This is a genomic window from Arthrobacter sp. AOP36-C1-22 (assembly GCF_052377515.1).
GTDB lineage: Bacteria > Actinomycetota > Actinomycetes > Actinomycetales > Micrococcaceae > Arthrobacter_H.
Genome location: NZ_JBQSWW010000005.1, coordinates 29,841 through 51,179, shown reverse-complemented (window position 1 = coordinate 51,179; position 21,339 = coordinate 29,841). Strand labels below are relative to the sequence as shown.

The 21,339-nt window shown below is 66.8% G+C and carries 19 protein-coding genes; 14 read left to right on the top strand and 5 right to left on the bottom strand.

The window, feature by feature from the left end:
• Positions 1-53 precede the first annotated feature (53 nt).
• The 4 genes from ACT3S6_RS04480 (at position 54) to ACT3S6_RS04465 (ending at position 2,770) form a co-directional block, all read left to right on the top strand.
• On the top strand, positions 54-1,415 hold the full coding sequence (locus ACT3S6_RS04480; RefSeq protein ID WP_444553962.1) for an anion permease: 1,362 nt from the start codon (positions 54-56) through the stop codon (positions 1,413-1,415).
• Entirely contained in the window at positions 1,412-1,648 is a 237-nt protein-coding gene (locus ACT3S6_RS04475; protein ID WP_444553961.1) for a hypothetical protein, read from the top strand. The genes ACT3S6_RS04480 and ACT3S6_RS04475 overlap by 4 nt, the downstream gene beginning before the upstream one ends.
• A 45-nt stretch (positions 1,649-1,693) precedes the next feature.
• Positions 1,694-2,272: a dihydrofolate reductase family protein gene (locus ACT3S6_RS04470; protein ID WP_444553960.1), complete on the top strand. Its 579-nt coding sequence runs from the start codon at positions 1,694-1,696 to the stop codon at positions 2,270-2,272.
• Positions 2,273-2,347: 75 nt separating this feature from the next.
• The gene (locus tag ACT3S6_RS04465; protein WP_444553959.1) at positions 2,348-2,770 is read left to right on the top strand and encodes a hypothetical protein; all 423 of its coding nucleotides are present in this window, start codon (positions 2,348-2,350) and stop codon (positions 2,768-2,770) included.
• 12 nt (positions 2,771-2,782) lie between these two features.
• Here the strand turns inward: ACT3S6_RS04465 and ACT3S6_RS04460 are convergent, their stop codons facing one another.
• Both ACT3S6_RS04460 and ACT3S6_RS04455 read right to left on the bottom strand, forming a co-directional pair.
• Positions 2,783-3,034, bottom strand: coding sequence for a hypothetical protein (locus ACT3S6_RS04460; protein WP_444553958.1), 252 nt, complete (start codon positions 3,032-3,034; stop codon positions 2,783-2,785).
• A gap of 76 nt (positions 3,035-3,110) precedes the next feature.
• On the bottom strand, positions 3,111-3,608 hold the full coding sequence (locus ACT3S6_RS04455) for a hotdog fold thioesterase (protein WP_444553957.1): 498 nt from the start codon (positions 3,606-3,608) through the stop codon (positions 3,111-3,113).
• Positions 3,609-3,693: 85 nt separating this feature from the next.
• On the opposite strand from ACT3S6_RS04455, the gene polA reads away from it, so the two are divergent.
• From polA to rpsA, 3 genes are all read left to right on the top strand, one after another.
• The gene (gene polA / locus ACT3S6_RS04450) at positions 3,694-6,327 is read left to right on the top strand and encodes a DNA polymerase I (protein WP_444554050.1); all 2,634 of its coding nucleotides are present in this window, start codon (positions 3,694-3,696) and stop codon (positions 6,325-6,327) included.
• Positions 6,327-7,655, top strand: a complete 1,329-nt coding sequence (locus ACT3S6_RS04445; RefSeq protein WP_444553956.1) for a GNAT family N-acetyltransferase — start codon at positions 6,327-6,329, stop codon at positions 7,653-7,655. The genes polA and ACT3S6_RS04445 overlap by 1 nt, the downstream gene beginning before the upstream one ends.
• A 224-nt stretch (positions 7,656-7,879) precedes the next feature.
• Positions 7,880-9,358 (top strand): 30S ribosomal protein S1, encoded by a 1,479-nt coding sequence (gene rpsA / locus ACT3S6_RS04440; RefSeq protein WP_444553955.1) that lies wholly within the window; start codon positions 7,880-7,882, stop codon positions 9,356-9,358.
• Between the two features lie 83 nt (positions 9,359-9,441).
• On the opposite strand, the gene ACT3S6_RS04435 is transcribed toward rpsA, so the two are convergent.
• Positions 9,442-10,596: a class I SAM-dependent methyltransferase gene (locus tag ACT3S6_RS04435; RefSeq protein WP_444553954.1), complete on the bottom strand. Its 1,155-nt coding sequence runs from the start codon at positions 10,594-10,596 to the stop codon at positions 9,442-9,444.
• On the bottom strand, positions 10,593-11,285 hold the full coding sequence (locus ACT3S6_RS04430) for an IMPACT family protein (protein ID WP_444553953.1): 693 nt from the start codon (positions 11,283-11,285) through the stop codon (positions 10,593-10,595). Before ACT3S6_RS04430 ends, ACT3S6_RS04435 begins: the two co-directional genes overlap by 4 nt.
• Positions 11,286-11,478: 193 nt before the next feature.
• Here ACT3S6_RS04430 and ACT3S6_RS04425 point away from each other — a divergent pair, with 193 nt between their 5' ends.
• The 6 genes from ACT3S6_RS04425 to ACT3S6_RS04400 all read left to right on the top strand — a co-directional run bounded on the left by ACT3S6_RS04425 (position 11,479) and on the right by ACT3S6_RS04400 (position 18,959).
• Positions 11,479-13,110: an FAD-dependent oxidoreductase gene (locus tag ACT3S6_RS04425; protein ID WP_444553952.1), complete on the top strand. Its 1,632-nt coding sequence runs from the start codon at positions 11,479-11,481 to the stop codon at positions 13,108-13,110.
• A gap of 46 nt (positions 13,111-13,156) precedes the next feature.
• The gene (gene coaE / locus ACT3S6_RS04420; RefSeq protein WP_444553951.1) at positions 13,157-13,804 is read left to right on the top strand and encodes a dephospho-CoA kinase; all 648 of its coding nucleotides are present in this window, start codon (positions 13,157-13,159) and stop codon (positions 13,802-13,804) included.
• Positions 13,801-14,133: a hypothetical protein gene (locus ACT3S6_RS04415; protein ID WP_444553950.1), complete on the top strand. Its 333-nt coding sequence runs from the start codon at positions 13,801-13,803 to the stop codon at positions 14,131-14,133. Before coaE ends, ACT3S6_RS04415 begins: the two co-directional genes overlap by 4 nt.
• A gap of 102 nt (positions 14,134-14,235) precedes the next feature.
• Complete coding sequence (gene uvrB / locus ACT3S6_RS04410) at positions 14,236-16,338, top strand: excinuclease ABC subunit UvrB (protein ID WP_444553949.1); 2,103 nt, start codon at positions 14,236-14,238, stop codon at positions 16,336-16,338.
• A 196-nt stretch (positions 16,339-16,534) separates the two neighbouring features.
• Positions 16,535-17,566, top strand: a complete 1,032-nt coding sequence (locus ACT3S6_RS04405) for a TerC family protein (protein ID WP_444553948.1) — start codon at positions 16,535-16,537, stop codon at positions 17,564-17,566.
• Positions 17,567-17,615: 49 nt separating this feature from the next.
• Complete coding sequence (locus ACT3S6_RS04400) at positions 17,616-18,959, top strand: MFS transporter (protein WP_444553947.1); 1,344 nt, start codon at positions 17,616-17,618, stop codon at positions 18,957-18,959.
• A 14-nt stretch (positions 18,960-18,973) separates the two neighbouring features.
• Here the strand turns inward: ACT3S6_RS04400 and ACT3S6_RS04395 are convergent, their stop codons facing one another.
• Positions 18,974-20,314 (bottom strand): alpha/beta fold hydrolase, encoded by a 1,341-nt coding sequence (locus ACT3S6_RS04395; RefSeq protein WP_444553946.1) that lies wholly within the window; start codon positions 20,312-20,314, stop codon positions 18,974-18,976.
• A 140-nt stretch (positions 20,315-20,454) separates the two neighbouring features.
• Between ACT3S6_RS04395 and ACT3S6_RS04390 the strand changes: the two genes are divergently transcribed.
• Positions 20,455-21,309: a metal-dependent hydrolase gene (locus ACT3S6_RS04390; RefSeq protein ID WP_444553945.1), complete on the top strand. Its 855-nt coding sequence runs from the start codon at positions 20,455-20,457 to the stop codon at positions 21,307-21,309.
• Positions 21,310-21,339: the final 30 nt, after the last annotated feature.

The following is a 21,339-nucleotide window of genomic DNA, read 5'->3' as shown; positions in this document are numbered from 1 at the left end:
CTACTCCCTGCGGTACGACCGCGCTCTTTTGCCATCTCAAGATTGGTTCCTAGATGGATCTCACACTCATCGTTGTCCTGGTGATTGCCCTGGCTCTGTTCTTTGATTTCACGAACGGGTTCCACGACACGGCCAACGCCATGGCAACCCCGATCGCCACCGGCGCCATCAAGCCCAAGACGGCAGTAGCCCTCGCCGCGGTCCTGAACCTGGTGGGTGCCTTCCTCTCCACCGAGGTCGCCACCACGATTTCAGGCGGACTGATCAACGAAGGGGACAACGGGTTCTCCATCGGACCCGAAATCATCTTTGCCGGCCTCATGGGCGCCGTCGTCTGGAACATGCTGACCTGGTTGCTCGGTCTGCCCTCCAGCTCATCCCACGCCCTCTTCGGCGGACTCATCGGTGCCGCGATCGCCGGTGCCGGTTTCTCCGTCGTCAACTACGGAACCGTGATCTCCAAGGTGCTGCTTCCGGCCTTGCTGGCTCCGTTGATCGCCGGCCTGGCTGCCTACCTATGTACCAAATTGGCCTATTGGGTGACCAAGCGCCCTTCGGGCCTCTCCTCGCCCAAGCGCGGAGGTTTCCGTGTCGGTCAGGTCTTCTCCTCCTCGTTGGTGGCCCTGGCCCACGGCACCAACGATGCACAGAAGACGATGGGCGTCATCACCCTGGCCCTGGTCGCCTCGGGGCTGCAGGAATCGGGAAGCCACGTCCACTTCTGGGTCATCGCCGCCTGCGCCTTGGCCATCGCTCTGGGCACCTACGTGGGCGGCTGGCGCATTATCGCCACCATGGGCACCGGCCTCACCGAGGTCAAGCCGGCCCAGGGCTTCTCCGCCGAGGCCTCGACCGCCGCGGCCATCCTAGCCTCCTCGCACCTGGGCTTCGCCCTGTCGACCACCCAGGTGGCCTCCGGTTCCGTGATCGGTTCGGGTCTGGGACGCAAGGGGGCCTCCGTCCAGTGGCGTACCGCCGGGAAGATCGCCACCGGGTGGCTCTTCACGCTGCCGGCAGCTGCCGTCGTCGGCGCCTTGGCCGCTACCCTGACCTACTTTGGGAACGTCGGTTTGGTTCTGGTGGCCGTCATCGGTTTCGGCGTCGTCCTGTTGATCTGGTGGCTCTCCCGCAAGGACATCATCGGCCCGCATAACGGGGTTTCCGATGTCGATGAAGCAGGTGGTGCCATCAGCATCCCCACGAAGAAGCAGCGTCGCAAGATGCGTAAACGCCAACGTGAAGCCGAGCGGGCCGAGGCCGAGCGCATGGCCCGCGAACTCAAGAAGGCTCAGAAGAACAAGAAGAAGGAAGCCAACGGCAAGACGAAGGTCCCCACGGCGTCGGGATCGAAGTCCCGGGCACAGGAAGCTTCGGCGCCGAAGCGCGAAGCACGCGGAACGGAGGAAAAGCGATGAACATCGAATGGCTCTCCTTCCTGACCGTCACGCTCGTGACCCTGATCGGCTCCCTCTCGCTCGTGGCGCTCTACTCCTTTGCCGTCCGGCTCAAGGCGATCGCCGAAGACGAAGTCCGGGGTGCCGGTCTGGCGAAGTCCGGGGCCGTCGTCTGCTTCGTGCTGTGCGGCTGCCTGGTGCTGCTGGGCATCTACCTGATCGTGCCGCAGCTCGGGGGCTCGGGCGGTCACTGACGCACGCCCGGCGGGGCGACGGAACCGGTATGGCACCATGGGGCCATGACCCGCTTCCGCTATTTCGTAGCCGCCAGCGTCGACGGATACATCGCCGACGAGCACGACTCGCTGGAATGGCTGACCACCTACGACGACTACCATGTGGGGTTCCGCGATCCGGCAGCTGCCTTCCTCGAAGAGATCGGCGCCGTGGTCATGGGGGCCGACACCTACCGTTGGCTGAGCACCCATATGGACGACACCGGAGCCCGGTGGCCGTATGAGAACACCCCGTGCTGGGTCTTCACCCACCGGGAACTGGCGGCCGTGCCCGGCGCCGATCTGACCTTCATCCGCGGTGACGTCGGGGAATGGGCCGGCGATATCGCCGCGGACGCCGGAGACCAGGACGTCTGGGTACTCGGGGGCGGCGGGCTGGCCGGACAACTGGTGGACTCCGGTCATCTCGACGAGCTGATCCTGTTCACCATTCCCCTCCTGCTGGGCGGCGGACGGCCTTTGGCGAGCCTGCGCGCCCCGATGGGACTGAGTCCCACCGGCAGTCGTGAATTCGGCAGGGGAGTGCGTGAAACCCGGTACGACGTCGGCAAGCCTCCCTCCGTGCCCCACACCGGCTCCTAACCACCGATTGGCGCGACGGCGCCAGCGGTCCTAGGCTCGATCACTACCTCCGTATGCAGCGAAAGGACACGACCCATGAAACTCAGCCACCTGCCATTGCGTCTGACCACCGGCGCCTTCATTCTCAACTCAGGGGTGGGCAAGTTGCAGTTGGAGCCCGAAGCGGCGGCCGGACTGCAGAAGATGGGTGCCTCCGCCTTTCCCCAGCTGGCCGACCTCGACCCGGAGCAATTCGGCAAGGTGCTCAGCACGACGGAGATCGTCCTGGGGTCCTCCCTGCTGCTGCCGTTCGTACCGAGCCGCCTGGCCGGCCTCGGACTGACTGCCTTCTCGGCCTCCATGGCGACGATGTACTTCAAGACCCCGGGGATGACCCGCGATGACGGGCTGCGCCCCACCCAGGAGGGCACGGTCATCGCCAAGGACTTCTGGATGCTCGGCATCGGGCTGGCCCTCATCCTCGATTCGGCGCGGAAGAAGAAGCGCAAGACCACCTAGGACCCACCAGCCTCAGTTGGCCGCATCCCCCGGAGGACCCGTGGGGATGCGGCCGTTTTCTGCCACCAGTCGCAGCCAGCGGCGGGTGCGGCGTCGACTCCCGAAACGCACTGTCTTCATCGGGCCGTCGGCGGCGAGGAACGCCTTGACGTGCGCGCGCTTGGGCGCGAAGGAACGCCCGTGCCACAGCAGGATCGAGTCGTTCGAGAACAACTGCTTCCAGGTCTCCGTGTTGCCGTTGCAGACCGGTTCTTCGGTAACCACCCGACGGATGCTGCGGGGATGAGGACCCGGCTCGGGGCGTCGGATGTGGTGGCGGCCGGTGCGTCCCGGCCATCGGTCACGAGGGGCCCAGGATCATGTTCGTGATCCGGGCGGTGCAGACCCGTCGGCCTTCCTCATCGGAAATGATGATTTCGTGGGTCGTGGTGCTGCGCCCCAGATGGATGGGGGTGCACACCCCGGTGACCAACCCCGAGATCCCGGCGCGGTGGTGGGTGGCATTGATGTCCACCCCCACCGGGCGGCCCGTGGGGCCAGCATGGACGGCGGCGGCGAAGGAACCCAGCGTTTCGGCGAGCGCGACGCTCGCCCCGCCGTGCAGGATCCCGGCCACCTGCTGGTTCCCCTCCACCGGCATCGTGGCCACCACCCGTTCGGCGGTGATGCCCTCGAACATGATGCCCAGCTTCTCCACCAGGGGCCCGACCCCGTGCCCGCTGAGCATCGGCCACATCCGTTCCGGCACCTGATGCCGTGCGAGCTGCTCCTCGAAGGGGTTCGATCCGGCGTCATGCCCTGCGTTGGCGGCCGGGCCGCGTGTGTCTTTGTCCGTCATGGGAACTAGGCTGGCACCTGTGAGTCAATCAACCAAAACCGCTGCCAATGACCTTTCCCGTCTGCTCGTCATCGACGGCCACTCGATGGCCTTTCGTGCCTTCTACGCGCTGCCCGCGGAAAACTTCGCCACCGACACCGGACAGCACACCAACGCGGTCTACGGTTTTGTCTCGATGCTCATCAAAATGATCGAACAGCGCAAACCCACCCACGTGGCGGTGGCCTTCGATCTTGACACCCCCACCTTCCGTTCCGAGGAGTACAGCGAGTACAAGGCAGGCCGGAGCAAGACCCCGGAGGAGTTCCACGGCCAGATCGATCTGATCCAGAAGGTCATGGAGGCGATGAACATCCCCTCGATCACCATGGACGGCTTCGAGGCCGACGACATCATCGCCACCCTCGCCCGGGTCGGCGAAGATGAAGGCTGGGACGTGCTGGTGGTCTCGGGGGACCGGGACGCCTTCCAGCTCATCACCGAAAAGACCACTGTCCTGTACCCGAAGAAGGGCATCTCCGACATCCCGCCGATGGACGCCGCGGCCGTGGAAGCGAAGTACTTCGTCCAGCCGGGGCAATACCCGGACCTGGCGGCACTGGTCGGGGAATCCGCGGACAACCTGCCCGGGGTACCCGGGGTCGGACCCAAGACCGCCGCGAAGTGGATCAACCTATACGGCGGACTCGAAGCCATCTTGGACCAGGTCGATTCCATCAAGGGCAAGGTCGGCGAATCCCTCCGGGCGCATCTGGACGACGTCCGCCGCAACCGGCGGTTGAACCGGTTGCTCACCGACCTGGATCTGCCGGTCGAGCTCGGGGCCCTGGAACTGGAACACCCGAACCAGGACGCCATCGAGGAACTCTTCGACGCACTGCAGTTCAACACGCTGCGCAAGCGCCTGTTCGACCTCTTCGGAGCCGACGAGTCCGAACCGGAGCCGGAGATGCAGGTCCCGGCCCCGACCGAGCTGGACGACGCCGAGGCATTGACCGGGTGGTTCCGCGCCCACGGGGGACACCTGATCGCCCTGCAGCTGGATACGGTGCGCTCCGCCGGCGGCGGGGACGATGCGGTGGGTATCGCGCTGGCCGCCGACGCGGCGACCGCCTACATCGGGTTGGAGGAACTCGACGAGGCAGCCGACGGGGCCCTGGGCACCATCCTGGCCAGCGGTCACTACCCACTGGCCCTGCATGACTTCAAGACCGGCTACAAACTGCTGGCCGATCGCGGGATCGAACTGCGCGGGGTCGTGGACGACACGATGATCTCCGCCTATCTCATCCAGCCGGATCGGCGCAGCCACGAACTGGCAGATATCGCCCAGCACCATCTGCGACTGACCCTCAAGGCCGAGGAACAGGCGCAGGAAGGACAGCTGGCACTGGAACTCGAGGGGTCGGGCCAGGCCGCTGCGGCCGTGCGGGCCGCCTACATAGTGCGGGAACTGAGCCTGTACCTGGCCGGGCAGGTCCTCGAACGTGGAGCGACCGGATTGCTGGCGGAGATGGAATTGCCGTTGTCGGTGGTGCTGGCCGAGATGGAACGCACCGGAATCGCCATCGACGCCCGACAGCTCGATGACCTGCTGGCCGATTTCACCACCACCATCGATGCGGCAACGGCCGAGGCCTATGCGGCGATCGGTCATGAAGTGAACCTCTCGTCGCCCAAACAGCTGCAGGTCGTGCTGTTCGAGGAACTCGAACTGCCCAAGACCAAGAAGATCAAAACCGGATACACCACCGACGCCGATTCACTGGCCGACCTGCTGGCCAAGACCCGGCACCCGTTCCTGGCCTCGCTGATGGCCTACCGCGATGCCACCAAACTGCGGCAGACGGTCGAGGGGCTGAAGAAGTCCCTCGCCGAGGACGGACGGATCCACACGACGTACGCCCAAACCGTTGCGGCCACCGGGCGGCTGTCTTCGCTGAACCCGAACCTGCAGAACATCCCGGTACGCAGCGAGGCCGGACGGCGCATCCGTGAGGTCTTCGTGGTCGGCGACGGGTACGAGACCCTGCTGACCGCCGACTATTCACAGATCGAAATGCGCATCATGGCCCACCTCTCCGGAGACGAGGCACTGATCCAGGCGTTCAAGGACGGGGAGGACCTGCACCGGTTCGTCGGTTCACATGTCTTCGGTGTCGAACCGGCGGAGGTCAGCGGGGAAATGCGCGCCAAGGTCAAGGCCATGTCCTATGGTCTGGCCTACGGGCTCAGCTCCTTCGGCCTGTCCAAACAGCTCAACGTCCCCGTGGACGAGGCCCGTGGGCTGATGAAGGACTACTTCACCCGCTTCGGATCCGTCCGCGACTACCTGCGCTCGGTCGTCGACCAGGCCCGCCGGGACGGCTACACCTCCACCATCGAGGGACGCCGCCGCTACCTGCCGGATCTGGCCAGCGACAACCGCCAGCTGCGGGACATGGCCGAACGCGCTGCGTTGAACGCGCCCATCCAGGGGTCGGCGGCGGATATCATCAAACGCGCCATGCTCGGGGTCGACGGCGGGCTGCGCGAACAGAAGCTGGGTTCACGCATGCTCCTGCAGGTCCATGACGAACTCGTCCTGGAAATCGCCCCCGGCGAACTCGAGGCAGTCACCGCCCTGGTCCAGGACCACATGGGCTCCGCGGCCGAGCTCTCGGTCCCACTCGATGTCCAGATCGGCACCGGGCACAGCTGGCAGGAGGCAGCACACTGATGAATGATTCGACCCCCCATACCAACGGCTTGCGCCATGAGATCTTCGACGCGGGGATCCTCCCCGCCGCCGGCGAAGTCGAGCCGGCCCCTGACACGCGTACCGCCAACTGGTTCCGCGCGGTCCGTACCGGCTTCCACGCCCAGCCCTACACCACCGCCGAGGCGGCACGCATCGCCGCCACCTACCGGGTCGATGGGCGTCGGCTGTTGGGGGTGTACGACGACGATGCCCCGGCGCCGTCGCTGGACCCGGCCATCCCGGTGGCCACCTTCGCCGAATTCACCAAGACGCTGAACACCGGCGCGGGGCGGATGATCGACAGCCACCTCATCACCGTGGTCACCGTCCGGCCCAGCCATCGCCGCAGGGGCATCCTGCGGACGATGATGACCGATTCGCTGGACCGCGCCCGTGCTGCGGGTCTGCCCATGGCGGCACTGACCGCGACGGAGGGCACCATTTACGGCCGGTTCGGTTTCGGGCCGGCCACCACCCTGGACACGGTCAAGGTCGACGTGAAGGGCGGGTTGAACGTGGTGGCTCCGCCCGAAGGCACGGTCCTCACCGTGGATCCTTCCTCCCTGCTCGAGCTGGCCCCCTCCCTGTTCGAGGAGTTCCACGCCACACACCGCGGGTCGATCGGACGCCAGGAGGCCTACACCCTGCGCGCCACCGCCCGGCTGGCCCCCGAGGAGGCCAAGGATGATCCTGCCCTGCGGGCGGCGGTGTATCTGGATGCCGAGGGGGTCGCCCGGGGTTTCCTGACGTATGCCTTCGCCGGTTGGGAGACCACGCCGCTGACCATGGAGGTCCGCGATCTGGTGGCGACGACCGCGGCCGCCCGGCGTGAACTCTGGCGCTACCTTGGGGCCCATGACCTCATCGAGCGGGTCGTCTATGACTCTGCAGCCCCGGATGACCCGTTGCCGTGGTCCCTGGACGATCCGCGCAAGGTCGCCGTCACGGAGACCGAGGACCTGTTGTGGCTGCGCATCCTGGATGTCCCCGCGGCACTGGCCGCCCGGGAATATGCGGCGGACGGGGCCCTGCGGCTGCGGATCACCGACCCGCAGGGATATACGACGGGAAGCTACCAGCTGGTCGTGGAGGGGGGAATCGGATCCGTCCGGGTCGAAACCGACCCCGATGAGCCGTCGGATCTGGAACTGGATATCGGCTTGCTGGGCTCGCTGTACCTGGGCGGAACCGGCGTCCGGACATTGGCAGCTGCCGGGCGGGTGCTGGCCAGGAACGAGGACGCGGTGGATCGCGCAGCCCGGTTGCTGGACCTGGGGCGGGCCCCCTACGCGATCAACGGTTTCTAGACCCGGTTTCCGGGCCTGGATCCGGCCGCGAAGCCACGGTGCGATCGGCGCCATGGCGACGCGCCCGACGTTTTGACCGCTCGTGGGCCGGGGACTAAACTAATAAGGCGACTGCCGGGGTGTTTCATGCCCTGTCTCGCAACAATTTCAGTTCCATCTTCGGAATATGCCGGGACTTCCGGCCTTCCGACTGACGTTTCTATCCACATCGGAGCCCCTACTACATGACCATCACCTCCAACGAGAAGACCGGTACCCCGCAGGTCGCGATCAACGACATCGGTACCGCTGAAGACTTCCTCGCAGCTGTCGACGCCACCATCAAGTACTTCAACGATGGCGACCTCGTCGAAGGCACCGTCGTCAAGGTCGACCGCGACGAAGTCCTGCTCGACATCGGTTACAAGACCGAGGGTGTCATTCCGTCCCGCGAGCTTTCCATCAAGCACGATGTTGATCCGGGCGACGTCGTCGCCGTCGGCGACAACGTCGAGGCCCTCGTCCTCACCAAGGAGGACAAGGAAGGCCGCCTGATCCTCTCCAAGAAGCGCGCACAGTACGAGCGTGCTTGGGGCGACATCGAAAAGATCAAGGAAGAGGACGGCGTCGTCACCGGCACCGTCATCGAGGTGGTCAAGGGTGGGCTCATCCTGGACATCGGCCTGCGCGGCTTCCTGCCGGCATCGCTGGTCGAAATGCGCCGTGTGCGCGATCTGGCTCCGTACATCGGCCAGGAGATCGAAGCCAAGATCATCGAGCTGGACAAGAACCGCAACAACGTGGTCCTGTCCCGCCGTGCCTGGCTCGAACAGACCCAGTCCGAGGTCCGCTCCACGTTCCTCAACAAGCTCGAAAAGGGCCAGGTCCGTCCGGGCGTCGTGTCCTCCATCGTCAACTTCGGTGCCTTCGTGGACCTGGGTGGCGTCGACGGCCTGGTGCACGTCTCCGAGCTGTCCTGGAAGCACATCGACCACCCGAACGAGGTTGTCGAGGTGGGCCAGGAAGTCACCGTCGAGGTCCTCGAGGTCGATCTGGACCGCGAGCGCGTCTCCCTGTCGCTGAAGGCGACCCAGGAAGATCCGTGGCAGACCTTCGCCCGCACCCACGCCTTGGGCCAGGTCGTCCCCGGCAAGGTCACCAAGCTGGTTCCCTTCGGTGCATTCGTTCGCGTCGAAGACGGCATCGAGGGCCTCGTGCACATCTCGGAGCTGGCCGTGCGCCACGTCGAGCTGGCCGAGCAGGTCGTCTCCGTGGGTGACGAGCTCTTCGTAAAGGTCATCGACATCGACCTGGAACGCCGCCGTATCTCGCTGTCGCTGAAGCAGGCCAACGAAGGGGTCGACCCCGAAGGCACCGAGTTCGACCCGGCGCTGTACGGCATGGCCGCCGAGTACGACGAAGAGGGCAACTACAAGTACCCGGAGGGCTTCGACTCGGAGACCAACGAGTGGCTCGAAGGCTACGAGACGCAGCGCGCCGTCTGGGAGCAGCAGTACGCCGACGCCCAGGCCCGTTGGGAAGCCCACAAGGAGCAGGTGGCCGCACACCTGGTCCAGGACACCACGGCACCCGAGGCCGGCGGCGGTGGAGCGGGCGAGTCCGCTTCCACCAGCTACTCCTCGGAGGCCCCGGCGGAGGACGCCGGCACGCTGGCTTCCGACGAGGCCCTCGCCGCACTGCGCGAGAAGCTCACCGGAGCCTAGGCTTCAGCCACCGGGCTGAACCAGCCAGGGCGGGGCCCGCACACCATGGTGTGCGGGCCCCGCCTTTTTTAATAGGCGGCAGCCTAGCTCCGGTTGGAGACGGTGACCGTGAACTTCGGGTTGCGGGCCACCTGACGGGTGGGGCCCACCAGCCTGGCCAGGTGCTGACGATAGCCCAACGGGGTGTTCCAGACGCACCATAATTCCCCGCCGGGGGCCAGGACGCGGCCGGCAGCGGCGATCAGCTTCAGGGCGATGCCCGCATGGATGGCGTTGCCGACATGGAAGGGCGGATTCAGTACGACCAGCTCCCGCGAGCCATCGGCCAGACCCGACAGGGCATCATCTCTGACCGCCAGGATCTGATGGGCCACATCGTTGGCTTCGGCGGTGGCGTGGGTGGAGGCGACTGCGGCGGCCGACTGGTCGCAGGCGAGCACTCTTTGTCCCGGGCGGGTGAGGGCCAGGTAGGCGGCAATGGTGCCGTTGCCGCAGCCCAGATCGACCGCTTCCTCCGCGTCCCGGGCTTCGGCCAGATGCGGCAGCAGGAAACGCGTGCCCGGATCAAGTTTTGCGCCCCCGAAGGTGGCGCCGAAGGCCCGCAGTTCAAGCGGCTGGGCAAGCCCGACGTCGTGGGCGGAAGCCAGCGGGAAACGTGGCACGGGTCGATCACCGTCCTGGCGGGGCGCCCTGGCGGTCAGCACGCGTGATTTCCGGGCCCCCAGGCCGGCGCTGACGTGGCTGAAATGGCGTTCGAGGACGTCGTTCATCGCCCGGGACATGTGTTTGGTCCGCCCCCCGGCCAAGAGAGCCACGTCGGGGTCCGCGTGCGCTGCCGCCCAGGCCGCGATCTCCTCCAGCGCCGCCAAGGACCGGGGCAGTTGCAGGATGACCAGCCGGGCCCCGGCGAAGAGTCCGGCGCCCAACGGCATCAGAGTGAGGCTGGATTCCCCCTGGCCGGGGGAGCCGACCCCGGTCCTCTCGGCATTGGCTTCGATGGCTTGTTCACCCGATAGCGCGTCCTGGTGGACCCGCACCCCGCGGGCCCCGGCGGCCACGGAGCCCAGGGCCAGGGCCCCATAGTGGTCGTTGACCACCGTCGTCGTCCCCTCCGAGGTGCCGAGCCCGTACCCGGCCGCGGTATCGAGCAGGAGGAGATCGGCGCCGTCGTACGCCTGCAGTTCGGGGGACTCCACATCGGGCCAGCGCCGGAGACCTTCGGGAATCGGGGTGTTCATCGTTGTCCCGCCACGGCAATATCCGTCCATTCGGTACCCTGCGCTACGGCTGTTCCGGCTCCCGCCGTCAGGGTGGCCAGCCGTTCCGCGAAGTCCGTCGCCGCAGTGGGTCCGTCGGGGACAGCCACCCGCAACGTGGCCGACGAGGGTCCGTAGTCGGTACCTAGAATCGTGGTGCCGTCCTGACGCAATTCGTTGTCCCACCGTCCGGCCTCGGCATGGGGCGCGTCGATGGCAAATACTGCCAGGCGTTTTCTCACGAGAAGATCGGCGCTGTCCATGGCTCCGGAGACGGACTGGGAGTAGGCGCGCACCAGACCCCCCGCGCCCAGGAGCACACCGCCGAAATACCGGACGATGACGGCGGTGATGTCACTGACATCGCATTGTCCGGAAGGCATTTCGCGTTTGGCCAGGGCCTCGAGCATCGGCAGACCAGCGGTCCCCGAGGGCTCGCCGTCGTCACTACTGCGTTGTACCATCCGGTCGGGGCCCAGCAGGAACGCCGAGCAGTGGTGGCGCGCATCGAAATGCCTGCGGCGCAGTTCGGCGATGAAATCCCGGGCTTCGGCTTCGGTGGTGGTGCGTCGCAGGTAGGTGATGAACCGGGACCGTTTCACCTCGAGCTCATGCTGGTGATCGCCGGCCACCGTGGTGTATTGAACCACCGCACTCCCCGTTTCGCCCATCGGTCCAGTCTAATGCGAGTTCACGGGACCAGGGCTGCGGAGCACGGCCCGTCGGACTACCGGATGGTCACATCCCCCGTAGACTCTCCACCACCGGGTGGTCCGTCCGGCCCGCGCATCATGGGGCGTGGGCCTGGAGGGATGGCGACTGTGTCGTCCTGACTCCGGACAGCTCGGAGGAAACGGGGAAGTCGTGGACGTAGTGGTCATTGGCGCGGGCCTGGCGGGCCTGCACGCCGCCGGACTGGCAGCCGCCCAAGGACATGAGGTCACGGTGCTGGAGGCCACCAGTCGGGTCGGTGGACGGGTCGATACCGAGGTCATTGATGGTTTCCGGTGCGACCGCGGATTCCAACTCCTGAACCCGCGCTACCCCGAGGCGCGTCGCGCGTTGGATCTGCAGGCTCTTGGTCTGCAGGCCTGGGGACGCGGAGTCGCAGTGCGCGGCGACGAGGGGCTCCGCGTCCTCGCTGATCCGCTCCGCCATCCCTCCCGGCTCCGAGGGCTGGCCAGCGGTTTGCTGGCGCCCAGGGATCTGCCGGCTGCCCTGCGGTGGGTACGAAAGGCCGGCGATGACTCGCTATCGCTCCACGAATCCCTGGACGGAGCGGCATTCTCGACACCGTTGCGAGGGATCATGGGCCTGTTCTTCGCAGGAGTCCTCGGGGATCCTGATCTTGAGGTTTCCGCCCGCTTCGCCCGTCGGCTCGCCGGATACTTCGCGGTGGGAACCCCCGCCTTGCCGGGGCAGGGAATGGCGGCGATCGCGCATCAGCTGGCCACGCCACTGGCGGGGCGTATCCGGTATGGGCACGTGGCGGAGAGCCTGACCCGCCAGACAGGTCGCTGGACCGTCAGCTGTGGTGCGGGAGAACGCTTCACCGCCGACCGGGTCGTGGTCGCTGCCGGTCCGACGGCGAGCGCTCGTCTGCTGGGCGAGACGGCCCCGCCGATGCACTCCCTGACGACGTGGTGGTTTTCGACCGAACACCAGCCCAGCCGACTGCCGTTCCTGCATCTTGATCCGCGCGCCGGTGTCCGGCTCGCCCACACGTCGGTCGTCTCCAATGTCTGTCCTTCCTACGCTCCGGTGGGTCGGCACCTGGTTCAGGCGACCGCTGTGGGAGCACATGGTCTGGACGACGAATCGGCGCTGAATCAGGCCGCAGCCATCCTCGGTGTCCAGACCCCCGACTGGCAGCTGCTCGTTCGCCATGACATCAGGGACGCCCTGCCCGTCATTTCCCCGGGGCATGCCCCACCGACCAGTGCGTTGGACGGCGTCGTGCTGGCCGGTGATCAGAGCGAGGCTTCCATCCAGGGTGCGCTGGCCAGCGGGGCGGCGGCTGCCGCAACACTCGGCAGTGGAGGGCCAGGCAGCCCTGCTGCGTCGAAGACCCCCGGTACCTTTGAAGTGCGGCTGCGGCGTCCCGGTGATGCTGCCACCCTGTGGGCAAGACTCACGGATCTGGACACCCACAGTGCTGCCATCCCGTTCACTAACGTGACCCCGCGGGGTGCCCGGATGAGTGAGGGCCTGGCATTCGTCGGGCTGACCCGGCTGGGCCCTTTCGCCCTGTCGGACCGGATGCTGGTGCGCCGCGCCGAGGCACCCACGGGGAATCGTCGCGGCAGGTTGGTCGTGTCGAAATTCGGACCCGTGGCCGGTGAGGTCGAGGCCACTGTCGAACAGCAGGGCTCCGACGTGGAGGTCGTGTGGCGCCAAAGCCTGCGACCTTCCTGGCTTCCCCGCCCGCTCAGACCGGCTGCCGCGCTGGTCGCGAAGACCGCCTATGCGGTGGGCCTGCGCAAACTGCTCGCGTGACCTGTTTCCGGACCCGCCTGTGGACGCGGTGCCATAAGCTGGAGCCATGCTTGATGTTGGACTGACGGGCGGGATCGCCTCGGGAAAATCCGCGGTGGCCACGCGCCTGGCCGAACGTGGTGCGGTGCTGATCGATGCCGATGCCATTGCCCGCCGGGTGCTCGAACCCGGCACCGAGGGGCTGGCCGCGGTCGTGGAGGCTTTCGGCCCGGACCTGGTCGACGCCGATGGTGAACTGGACCGTGCCCGGCTGGGCGGCATCGTGTTCGCCGATCCGCAGGCCCGCGAGACACTGAACGGGATCGTCCATCCACGGGTCCGCGCCGAAGCAGCCCGGATCCGTGGTGAAGCCGCCGACCGGGAAACGGCGGACCGGCCCGTGGTCGTGGTCCAGGACATCCCACTGCTGGTCGAGACCGGGCAGGCCGCCTCCTTCGACGTCGTCGTCACCGTCCAAGCACCCCGTGCCGAACGGGTCCGCCGGATGGTCCAGGACCGGGGGATGGGCGAGGACGACGCCGTGGCCCGGATGGCTGCCCAGGCCACCGATGAACAGCGGGCCGCCGTCAGTGATGTCGTGTTGGAGAATTCCGGGACCCTGCAGGAGCTGCAGTCGGCGGTGGATGACCTCTGGACCGGGACTTTGCAGCGGCTGGCCGGACGCCCGGGCCCACGCGACGGGGATCCGGGATGAGGCGCAAGGGTCCGGCCGCGACCTACCGGTTCGGGTACGGGATGAAATGGGTGACGTGGCTGTTCATGGCCACCGGGGTGCTCTGGGTGGCGGCGATCGTGCTGTGGCTCGTGGCCGGTGGCCGCGTTGAATTCACGACCGGGTCGGCGCCGTGGAGCTGGCAGGTGCTGGTGCCGGCCTGGATGACGTTGGCGGGGATCGTGCTGGCCCTGGGGGGATGCGTGGTCTTCGCGCAGCAGATGTTCGTTGCCATCCTCGGCAGGTTCGAACACGACGGCTTATTGGACCCTCCTGGACGGTCGGGCAAACGCCAGCGCCCACCGGCCTGAAGCCCGGTGCGACTGCGGGTCCATCCCGGTCCGTGCCCTGCGGGTTTAAGCCCTGAGCCGTAGCCGTGCACAGCCCTCGACGCAGAGCGTAGCCTTGGACCCATGAGTCTTGCCCAGGAGATCAACCGCGTCGTCGCCCCGTTCGAGGTCATCAGCGATTTCGAACCGGCAGGAGACCAGCCGCAGGCCATCGCCGAGCTTGCCGAACGGATCAACGGCGGGGAGAAGGACGTCGTCCTGCTGGGGGCCACGGGTACCGGCAAGAGCGCCACGACTGCCTGGCTGGTGGAGCAGGTCCAGCGTCCGACCCTGATCCTGGTCCAGAACAAGACCCTGGCGGCCCAGCTGGTCAACGAGTTCCGGGAACTGCTGCCGAACAACGCCGTCGAATACTTCGTCTCCTACTACGACTACTACCAGCCCGAGGCCTACGTCCCGCAGACCGATACGTTCATCGAAAAGGACTCCTCCATCAACGAGGAGGTCGAACGGCTGCGCCACTCGGCCACCAACACGCTGCTGACCCGCCGGGACGTGGTCGTGGTCGCCACCGTCTCCTGCATCTACGGTCTGGGGACGCCGGAGGAATACGTCGCCGGCATGGTCACCCTGCGCAAGGGCATGGAAATGAACCGGGACGAACTGCTGCGCAAATTCGTGTCGATGCAGTACGCCCGCAATGACATGGATTTCCACCGCGGGACCTTCAGGGTGCGCGGGGACACCGTGGAGATCATCCCGATGTACGAGGAGCAGGCGCTGCGCATCGAGTTCTTCGGTGACGAGATCGAGCAGATCCACACCTTGCACCCCCTCACCGGTGACGTGATCCGCGAGGAGGAGGAGATGTACATCTTCCCCGCCAGCCACTATGTCGCCGGGCCGGAACGGATGAACCGGGCCATCAAGGACATCGAGGACGAGCTGCAGGTGCGGCTGGAGGAACTCGAGGGGCAGAACAAGCTGGTGGAGGCCCAACGCCTGCGCATGCGCACCACCTACGATCTGGAAATGATGCAGCAGATGGGGTTCTGCAACGGCATCGAGAACTATTCGCGGCATATCGACGGTCGTGGCCCCGGCACCGCCCCGCACTGCCTGCTGGACTACTTCCCCGACGACTTCCTTCTGGTCGTCGACGAATCACACGTGACGATCCCGCAGATCGGCGCCATGTACGAGGGGGACATGTCGCGGAAGCGCACCCTGGTGGAGCACGGTTTCCGGCTGCCCTCGGCCATGGACAACCGTCCGCTGAAATGGGATGAATTCCTGGAGCGGATCGGACAGACCCTCTATCTCTCGGCGACCCCGGGCAAATACGAACTCGGCAAATCCGACGGATTCGTCCAGCAGATCATCCGACCCACCGGACTGCTGGACCCGGAGATCATCGTCAAACCCACCAAGGGCCAGATCGATGACCTCCTCGAGGAGATCCGGACCCGGACCGCGAACAACGAGCGAATCCTGGTGACCACGCTGACCAAGCGGATGGCCGAGGACCTCACCGGCTACCTCAGCGAACACGGCGTCAAGGTGGAGTACCTGCACTCCGACGTCGATACCCTGCGCCGGGTCGAATTGCTGCGTGAACTGCGGATGGGGGTCTTCGACGTGCTGGTCGGCATCAACCTGTTGCGTGAGGGGCTGGACCTGCCGGAGGTCTCCCTCGTGGCGATCCTCGACGCGGATAAGGAAGGTTTCCTGCGTTCGGGGACCTCGCTGATCCAGACCATCGGCCGTGCCGCACGCAACGTCTCCGGCCAGGTGCACATGTATGCCGACCGGATCACCGACTCCATGTCCCACGCGATCTCCGAAACCAACCGGCGCCGCGAGATCCAGGACGCCTACAACCAGGAGCGCGGTGTCGACCCGATGCCGTTGCGCAAGAAGATCGCGGACATCACCGACCAATTGGCCCGCGAGGATGCCGATACCCAGGAGCTGCTGAATAATCAGCGGTTGGCCAAGGGGGCCCGCCGCTCCAAATCCACCACCGACAAGGCCGAATCCCAGGTCCGACAGGACGGGTTGGCGGCGGCGCCGGCCGAGGACCTGGTGGGGCTGATCACCGATCTGACCGAGCAGATGCACGGGGCCGCCGCGGAACTGAAGTTCGAATTGGCGGCGCGACTCCGCGACGAGGTCGGGGACCTGAAGAAGGAACTGCGTCAGATGCAGCAGGCCGGCCACGCCTGATCCGCGACAGGCCCCAAGCGCAGTGGGGTAGGCTTGTGCCCGGCGTAGGGGAGTATCCCGAACACTGTGGACGTCAACACGCCCGGCAATGCCGCCGGGCCGGGCACAGTGGCCGATCCCGATCCCGGGCGGCGGAGAGACTTGCGGCAATGCCCCCTGTCCCCTGCCGGCGCTTCCTGCGCCCCGAGAGGTTACCGTGTCGGACCATCTGACCACCCAATTCGAAGTCATTTCCCTGGCCGCCCTGGGCCTGATCCTGCTGTTCGACCTGCTCTATGTGGTCAAGCGTCCCCATGAGCCTTCGATGAAGGAAGCCGGCCTGTGGGTCGGTTTCTACGTCACCCTCGCGCTCGTCTTCGCCGGGGTGCTCTTCTGGCAGGCGGGCCCCGACTACGGCCAGGAGTTCGTCGCCGGCTGGATCACCGAATACAGCCTGAGCGTGGACAACCTCTTCGTCTTCATCATCATCATGGCCCGCTTCGCCGTCCCGCGGAACTACCAGCAGGAAGTGCTGATGTTCGGCATCATCATCGCGCTGATCCTGCGCGGCGGGTTCATCCTGGTCGGGGCGACATTGATCGAGCACCTGACCTGGATCTTCTACATCTTCGGCGCCTTCCTGCTCTGGACCGCCTGGAAGCAGGCCACCGACAGCGACGACGACGAAGGTGAAGGCGAAAGCAGCCTGGTCGCCAAGGTGACCGCCAAGCTCCCCGTCGCCAAGAAGTATGACGGAAACAAACTGCGCACCACCGTGGGTGGAAAACGCATGTTCACCCCGATGGTGCTGGTCTTCGTCACGATCGGCATGACCGACCTGCTCTTCGCCGTCGACTCGATCCCCGCCATCTTCGGCCTGACCCAGAGCCCCTTCATCGTCTTCACGGCCAATATCTTCGCCCTGATGGGATTGCGCCAGCTCTACTTCCTGCTCGGCGGGTTGATGGAACGACTGATCTTCCTCAAACACGCCCTGTCGATCATTCTGGCGTTCATCGGGGTCAAGCTCATCTTCCATGCCATGCACGAGAACGAGCTGCCGTTCATCAACGGGGGCCAGGGCATCGACTGGATCCCGGACATCAGCACCGGTCTGTCTCTGATCGTCATCGTCGCCACCCTCGTGATCGCCACCGTCGCCAGCCTGCTCAGTCCGGCAGGCAAGCGCGCGGCTGCCGAGGCGCAGGCCAGGAGCAATGCCGACAAACACGACGAGGACGACATCTAGCCCCCGTCCCGGGGCCGCCGCGGCACCCCGGCGTTGGTAGGCTACAGCGGTGAGCGAGAACCAGGGCGCCGTTCCGGTGCAGTCAATCCCCGGAAACCACCAACGCCGGGTGGTCCTCTCGCTGTCCCTCGGCCAGCTCTTCAGCGGCCTCGGAAACGGTTCGGGGTTGGCCCTGGGATCGCTCATGGCAGTGGATCTGACCGGGAGCAATGCCTACGCCGGCGCCACCACGATGGCGATCTCCGTCGCCGGCGCCCTGACCGCCCTTCCGCTGGCCGGATTGGCCATCCGGCGCGGACGACGGGTGGCGCTCTCCGCCGGCATGCTCGTCGCCGCGCTGGGTGCCCTGGGAATGCTCCTGACCCCGATCCTTGAGAGTTTCCCGCTGCTCCTGGTTTCGGCCGCGCTGTTGGGGGTCGGAAATGCCGCCAACCTGCAGGCCCGCTTCGCCGCGACCGACCTCGCCGAACCGGCCACGCGGGGTCGGGACCTCGGGCTGGTGGTCTGGGCCATCACCATCGGCGCCGTCACCGGACCGAACCTGATCGGCCCCGGCGCCGCCATGGGCCGGTCCCTGGGCCTGCCCGATGAAAGCGGACCCTTCATCTTCTCCATGGCAGGAATGCTGATCGCCGTCCTGATCCTCAATATCGGGCTGCGGCCCGATCCGCTGGGCAGCTCCCGGGAACCGGGCACCCCGGCACCGGTACGGCTCTCGCTGGGCGGCGGCCTGTCGGTGCTGCGGCATAATCCGGCGGCCCGGCTCGGGGTCATCACCATCGTGATCTCCCATCTGGTGATGGTCGCCGTGATGTCCATGACCCCGGTGCACTTCAAGGACCTGGACGCCATCGCCGCGGGGGCGAGCGGGGGAGCCATGGCAGGGCACCATGCGAGCCTGGATGTCCTGGTGCTCATCGGGTTCACGATTTCACTGCATATCGCCGGAATGTATGCCCTCTCGCCGTTCATCGGGATCCTGGCCGATCGATGGGGGCGCCGGCAGACGATGCTGGCCGCACAGGCGGTGTTGGCCTCCTCGCTGGTCTGCTGCGCGGTGGGGGCGGCAAGTCAGCTGGCCGTCACCGTGGGGCTGGTCTTTTTGGGGGTGGGCTGGTCGTTGGCGACGGTGGCCGGCTCCGCGTTCGTCTCCGAAAGCGTTGAGCTCGGCCACCGGGTCCCCGTCCAGGGACTGTCCGACGCCCTCATGGGGGCCGCCGGGGCCATCGGCGCCGCCGGCTCGGGCCTGGTGCTCGCCTTCTGGGGCTTCAGCGGGCTGAACGTGGCCTGCCTGGTGCTGGTGGTGCTGGTCGGGCTCGGGGGAGTCGCCGAACTGCGTCGGCACCGTAGGACGATCCTCGAGGTCGGGTACGACGACGCCGTCGCCGGCTGAGCCGCCGGGAACCCTCAGTCAGGCCGACTGATGGCCGGCTCCGCCGATTCCGCGTCGGAAGGGGACGTCATGCCCAGCAGCCGGGCGAAGATGCCCGCCCCGTCGTCGGCGATTCCGTCATGGTGGAAGTCGGCGGTCTCCCAGACGCGTAGGCCACGGACCTTTTCTGCCGTGGCGCGGCTGATGTCCCGGTCCACGTACACGTCATCGGAGTACACGGCGGCCGCCACAGGCACCGTGGTGGCGGCGAGCTGTTCGGCGTCGTACAGGGCCGGCCACTGCTCATGATCCGCGAGGATCCGGGCCACGTCCTCCAACGGTCGGAGGAGGGGATCCTCCCGGAAGTACCAGCTGTAGACCATCTCCCCGGTAAGCAGGGGCTCGGCGGAGGCCGGATCGAACTCGGGGAACTCGGCGGCGACGCGTTCGGCGGCCCAGCGGGTGGCCCGCCCGTGCGCGTAGATCGATTCGTGCAGTAGGGCGTAGAGCGGATTCGGGCCCCGGCTGGCCTGCTGGAACAGCACCCCCGTGAAGGCATCCGACAGCCGGGGGCCGTCGGGGGTGGGGATGAACGCCGATTCGAAGACGAAGTGGAGCTGGTCCATCCGGGTGTTTCCGCCCAGGAACTGGCCCAGGATCTGGACGAGGCCACCCGTGACGCCCCGTCCGTCGGGGAGTTGCTCATGTTCCTGCTCGACGTGGCGCATGATCCGGTTCAGGACCAGGCGGTCCTCGGGATACCGGGCGAAGTACTCGGTGTTGCGCGCGGCCATGCGCGCATACGTGGCCCGGTAGACCTCTTCGGGGTCGCCGTCGACCGGCCCCAGGCCCCCGGTGACCAGACAACGGTCCAGCGATCCGGGGGCCAGCGACAGGTAGGTCAGGGTACAGAATCCCCCGAAGCTCTGCCCGAAGGTGCTCCACGAATCGATGCCCAGTTCGGCACGGATGGCCTCGGCATCACGCACGATCGAATCGGCACGGAAGTGCGTCAGATAGGAGGCCTGCGCCGCGGCATCACCCCGCAGTGGCAATGATTGCCGGTTGGCGGGGGTGCTCAGCCCGGTCCCGCGCTGGTCCAGCAACAGGATCCTGAAGGTCTTCGCTGCCTCGGCCATCCATCCCGTCAGCGAGGAGACCCGGGGGCTGGCAGCTCCCGGCCCGCCTTGCAGATAGAGCAGCCACGGCAGCTGGCCGGGGTCCTCGTGCTCCAGGGAGGAGACCTCCCGGGCGAAGACGGTGATGGTCTCACCATCGGGCCGGCCATGGTCGAGCGGGACGGTGAAGTAGTGTTCGGTGGCGCGGAGGCCGCGGAACTCGTGGGTGGCGGACACACGGTGCATCAGGGCGGTCATGTGATCAACACTACCGGCCCCGGCGCCGGCCCCCGACGTCCAATCGACACCGGGGGCCCCTAGGCTGGGACCCGCCGTGGCCGCCGGTCGGAGGCCGAAGCACCAACCCGTCTTCCATCGGATGAAAGAGAGCCAAGCCCATGATGGGAGGCCACCATGCTGCCAGTGGTGCAGCGGTCTGGATCGCCGTCACCACCCAGCCGGTACTGGGCTTGGGTCCGGTGGCGGAGTGGCTCTCCTTCCTCCCTGCCCGCATCCCGTTGGGTTTCGGCCTGCTGGAGGTCTCTGACGCCGGGGTGCTCGCCGGGGCGCTGGTCTGCGCCGGGGCGGCCCTGCTGCCCGACGCCGACCACCGACACGCCAGCATCGCCCAGTCGCTGCCGCCGGTGTCGAACCTGATGTGCGCCGGGATCGGCCGGGTGGCCGGGGGACATCGCAACGGCACCCATTCCCTGCTCGGGATCGCCCTCTTCACCCTGATCGCCCATGCATTGGGCCTCTGGGAGGTCCATTCCCCCCGGTGGGGAACGGTCTTTCCCGGGGCGGGACTGTCGGCGGTACTGCTGATCGCCTTTGCCCTGAAGGCGTTGAAGTTCATCCCGGATGCCATGCGCAAACTGCCGTGGGTGGTGTCCATTCCCGCCGGGGCCTTCGTGGCCCTCTTCGCCCCCGAGGAGCAGTACTGGTTCGTGTTGGCCGTGCTGCTCGGAACGGCGACCCATGTCCTGGGGGACCTGCTGACCGTCGGTGGCTGCAACCTGCTGTGGCCGCTTCGACTACGCGCGCCAAGTAAGCTGCGCAGACTCCCGTTGCTGCGCCAGATCTGGCGTCCCAGCGGCAGGCTGGCCGTCCCGGTCCTGGGTGTGGCCGGGTCCTGGCGCGAATGGTTGCTCTGCGTACCGGTCTCGCTCTACGCATTCCTGGGGATCATGGCGCCCGTCCTGGGCATCGCCGCGGCCAGATCCCAGCCGTTGTATGCCGCGTTCCTTCCCTGAGACACCACCCCGGGGCGACGGCGCCGGGGC

Excerpts from the sequence above, each read along its gene's own strand:
- ACT3S6_RS04465 (WP_444553959.1), top strand. The coding sequence starts at position 2,348 with ATGAAACTCAGCCACCTGCCATTGCGTCTGACCACCGGCGCCTTCATT.
- uvrB (WP_444553949.1), top strand. The coding sequence starts at position 14,236 with ATGAGTCTTGCCCAGGAGATCAACCGCGTCGTCGCCCCGTTCGAGGTC.
- ACT3S6_RS04390 (WP_444553945.1), top strand. The coding sequence starts at position 20,455 with ATGATGGGAGGCCACCATGCTGCCAGTGGTGCAGCGGTCTGGATCGCC.
- rpsA (WP_444553955.1), top strand. The coding sequence starts at position 7,880 with ATGACCATCACCTCCAACGAGAAGACCGGTACCCCGCAGGTCGCGATC.
- ACT3S6_RS04395 (WP_444553946.1), bottom strand. The coding sequence starts at position 20,314 with ATGACCGCCCTGATGCACCGTGTGTCCGCCACCCACGAGTTCCGCGGC.
- coaE (WP_444553951.1), top strand. The coding sequence starts at position 13,157 with ATGCTTGATGTTGGACTGACGGGCGGGATCGCCTCGGGAAAATCCGCG.
- ACT3S6_RS04470 (WP_444553960.1), top strand. The coding sequence starts at position 1,694 with ATGACCCGCTTCCGCTATTTCGTAGCCGCCAGCGTCGACGGATACATC.
- ACT3S6_RS04445 (WP_444553956.1), top strand. The coding sequence starts at position 6,327 with ATGAATGATTCGACCCCCCATACCAACGGCTTGCGCCATGAGATCTTC.
- ACT3S6_RS04480 (WP_444553962.1), top strand. The coding sequence starts at position 54 with ATGGATCTCACACTCATCGTTGTCCTGGTGATTGCCCTGGCTCTGTTC.
- ACT3S6_RS04455 (WP_444553957.1), bottom strand. The coding sequence starts at position 3,608 with ATGACGGACAAAGACACACGCGGCCCGGCCGCCAACGCAGGGCATGAC.
- polA (WP_444554050.1), top strand. The coding sequence starts at position 3,694 with ATGGCCTTTCGTGCCTTCTACGCGCTGCCCGCGGAAAACTTCGCCACC.
- ACT3S6_RS04430 (WP_444553953.1), bottom strand. The coding sequence starts at position 11,285 with ATGGGCGAAACGGGGAGTGCGGTGGTTCAATACACCACGGTGGCCGGC.
- ACT3S6_RS04475 (WP_444553961.1), top strand. The coding sequence starts at position 1,412 with ATGAACATCGAATGGCTCTCCTTCCTGACCGTCACGCTCGTGACCCTG.
- ACT3S6_RS04415 (WP_444553950.1), top strand. The coding sequence starts at position 13,801 with ATGAGGCGCAAGGGTCCGGCCGCGACCTACCGGTTCGGGTACGGGATG.
- ACT3S6_RS04435 (WP_444553954.1), bottom strand. The coding sequence starts at position 10,596 with ATGAACACCCCGATTCCCGAAGGTCTCCGGCGCTGGCCCGATGTGGAG.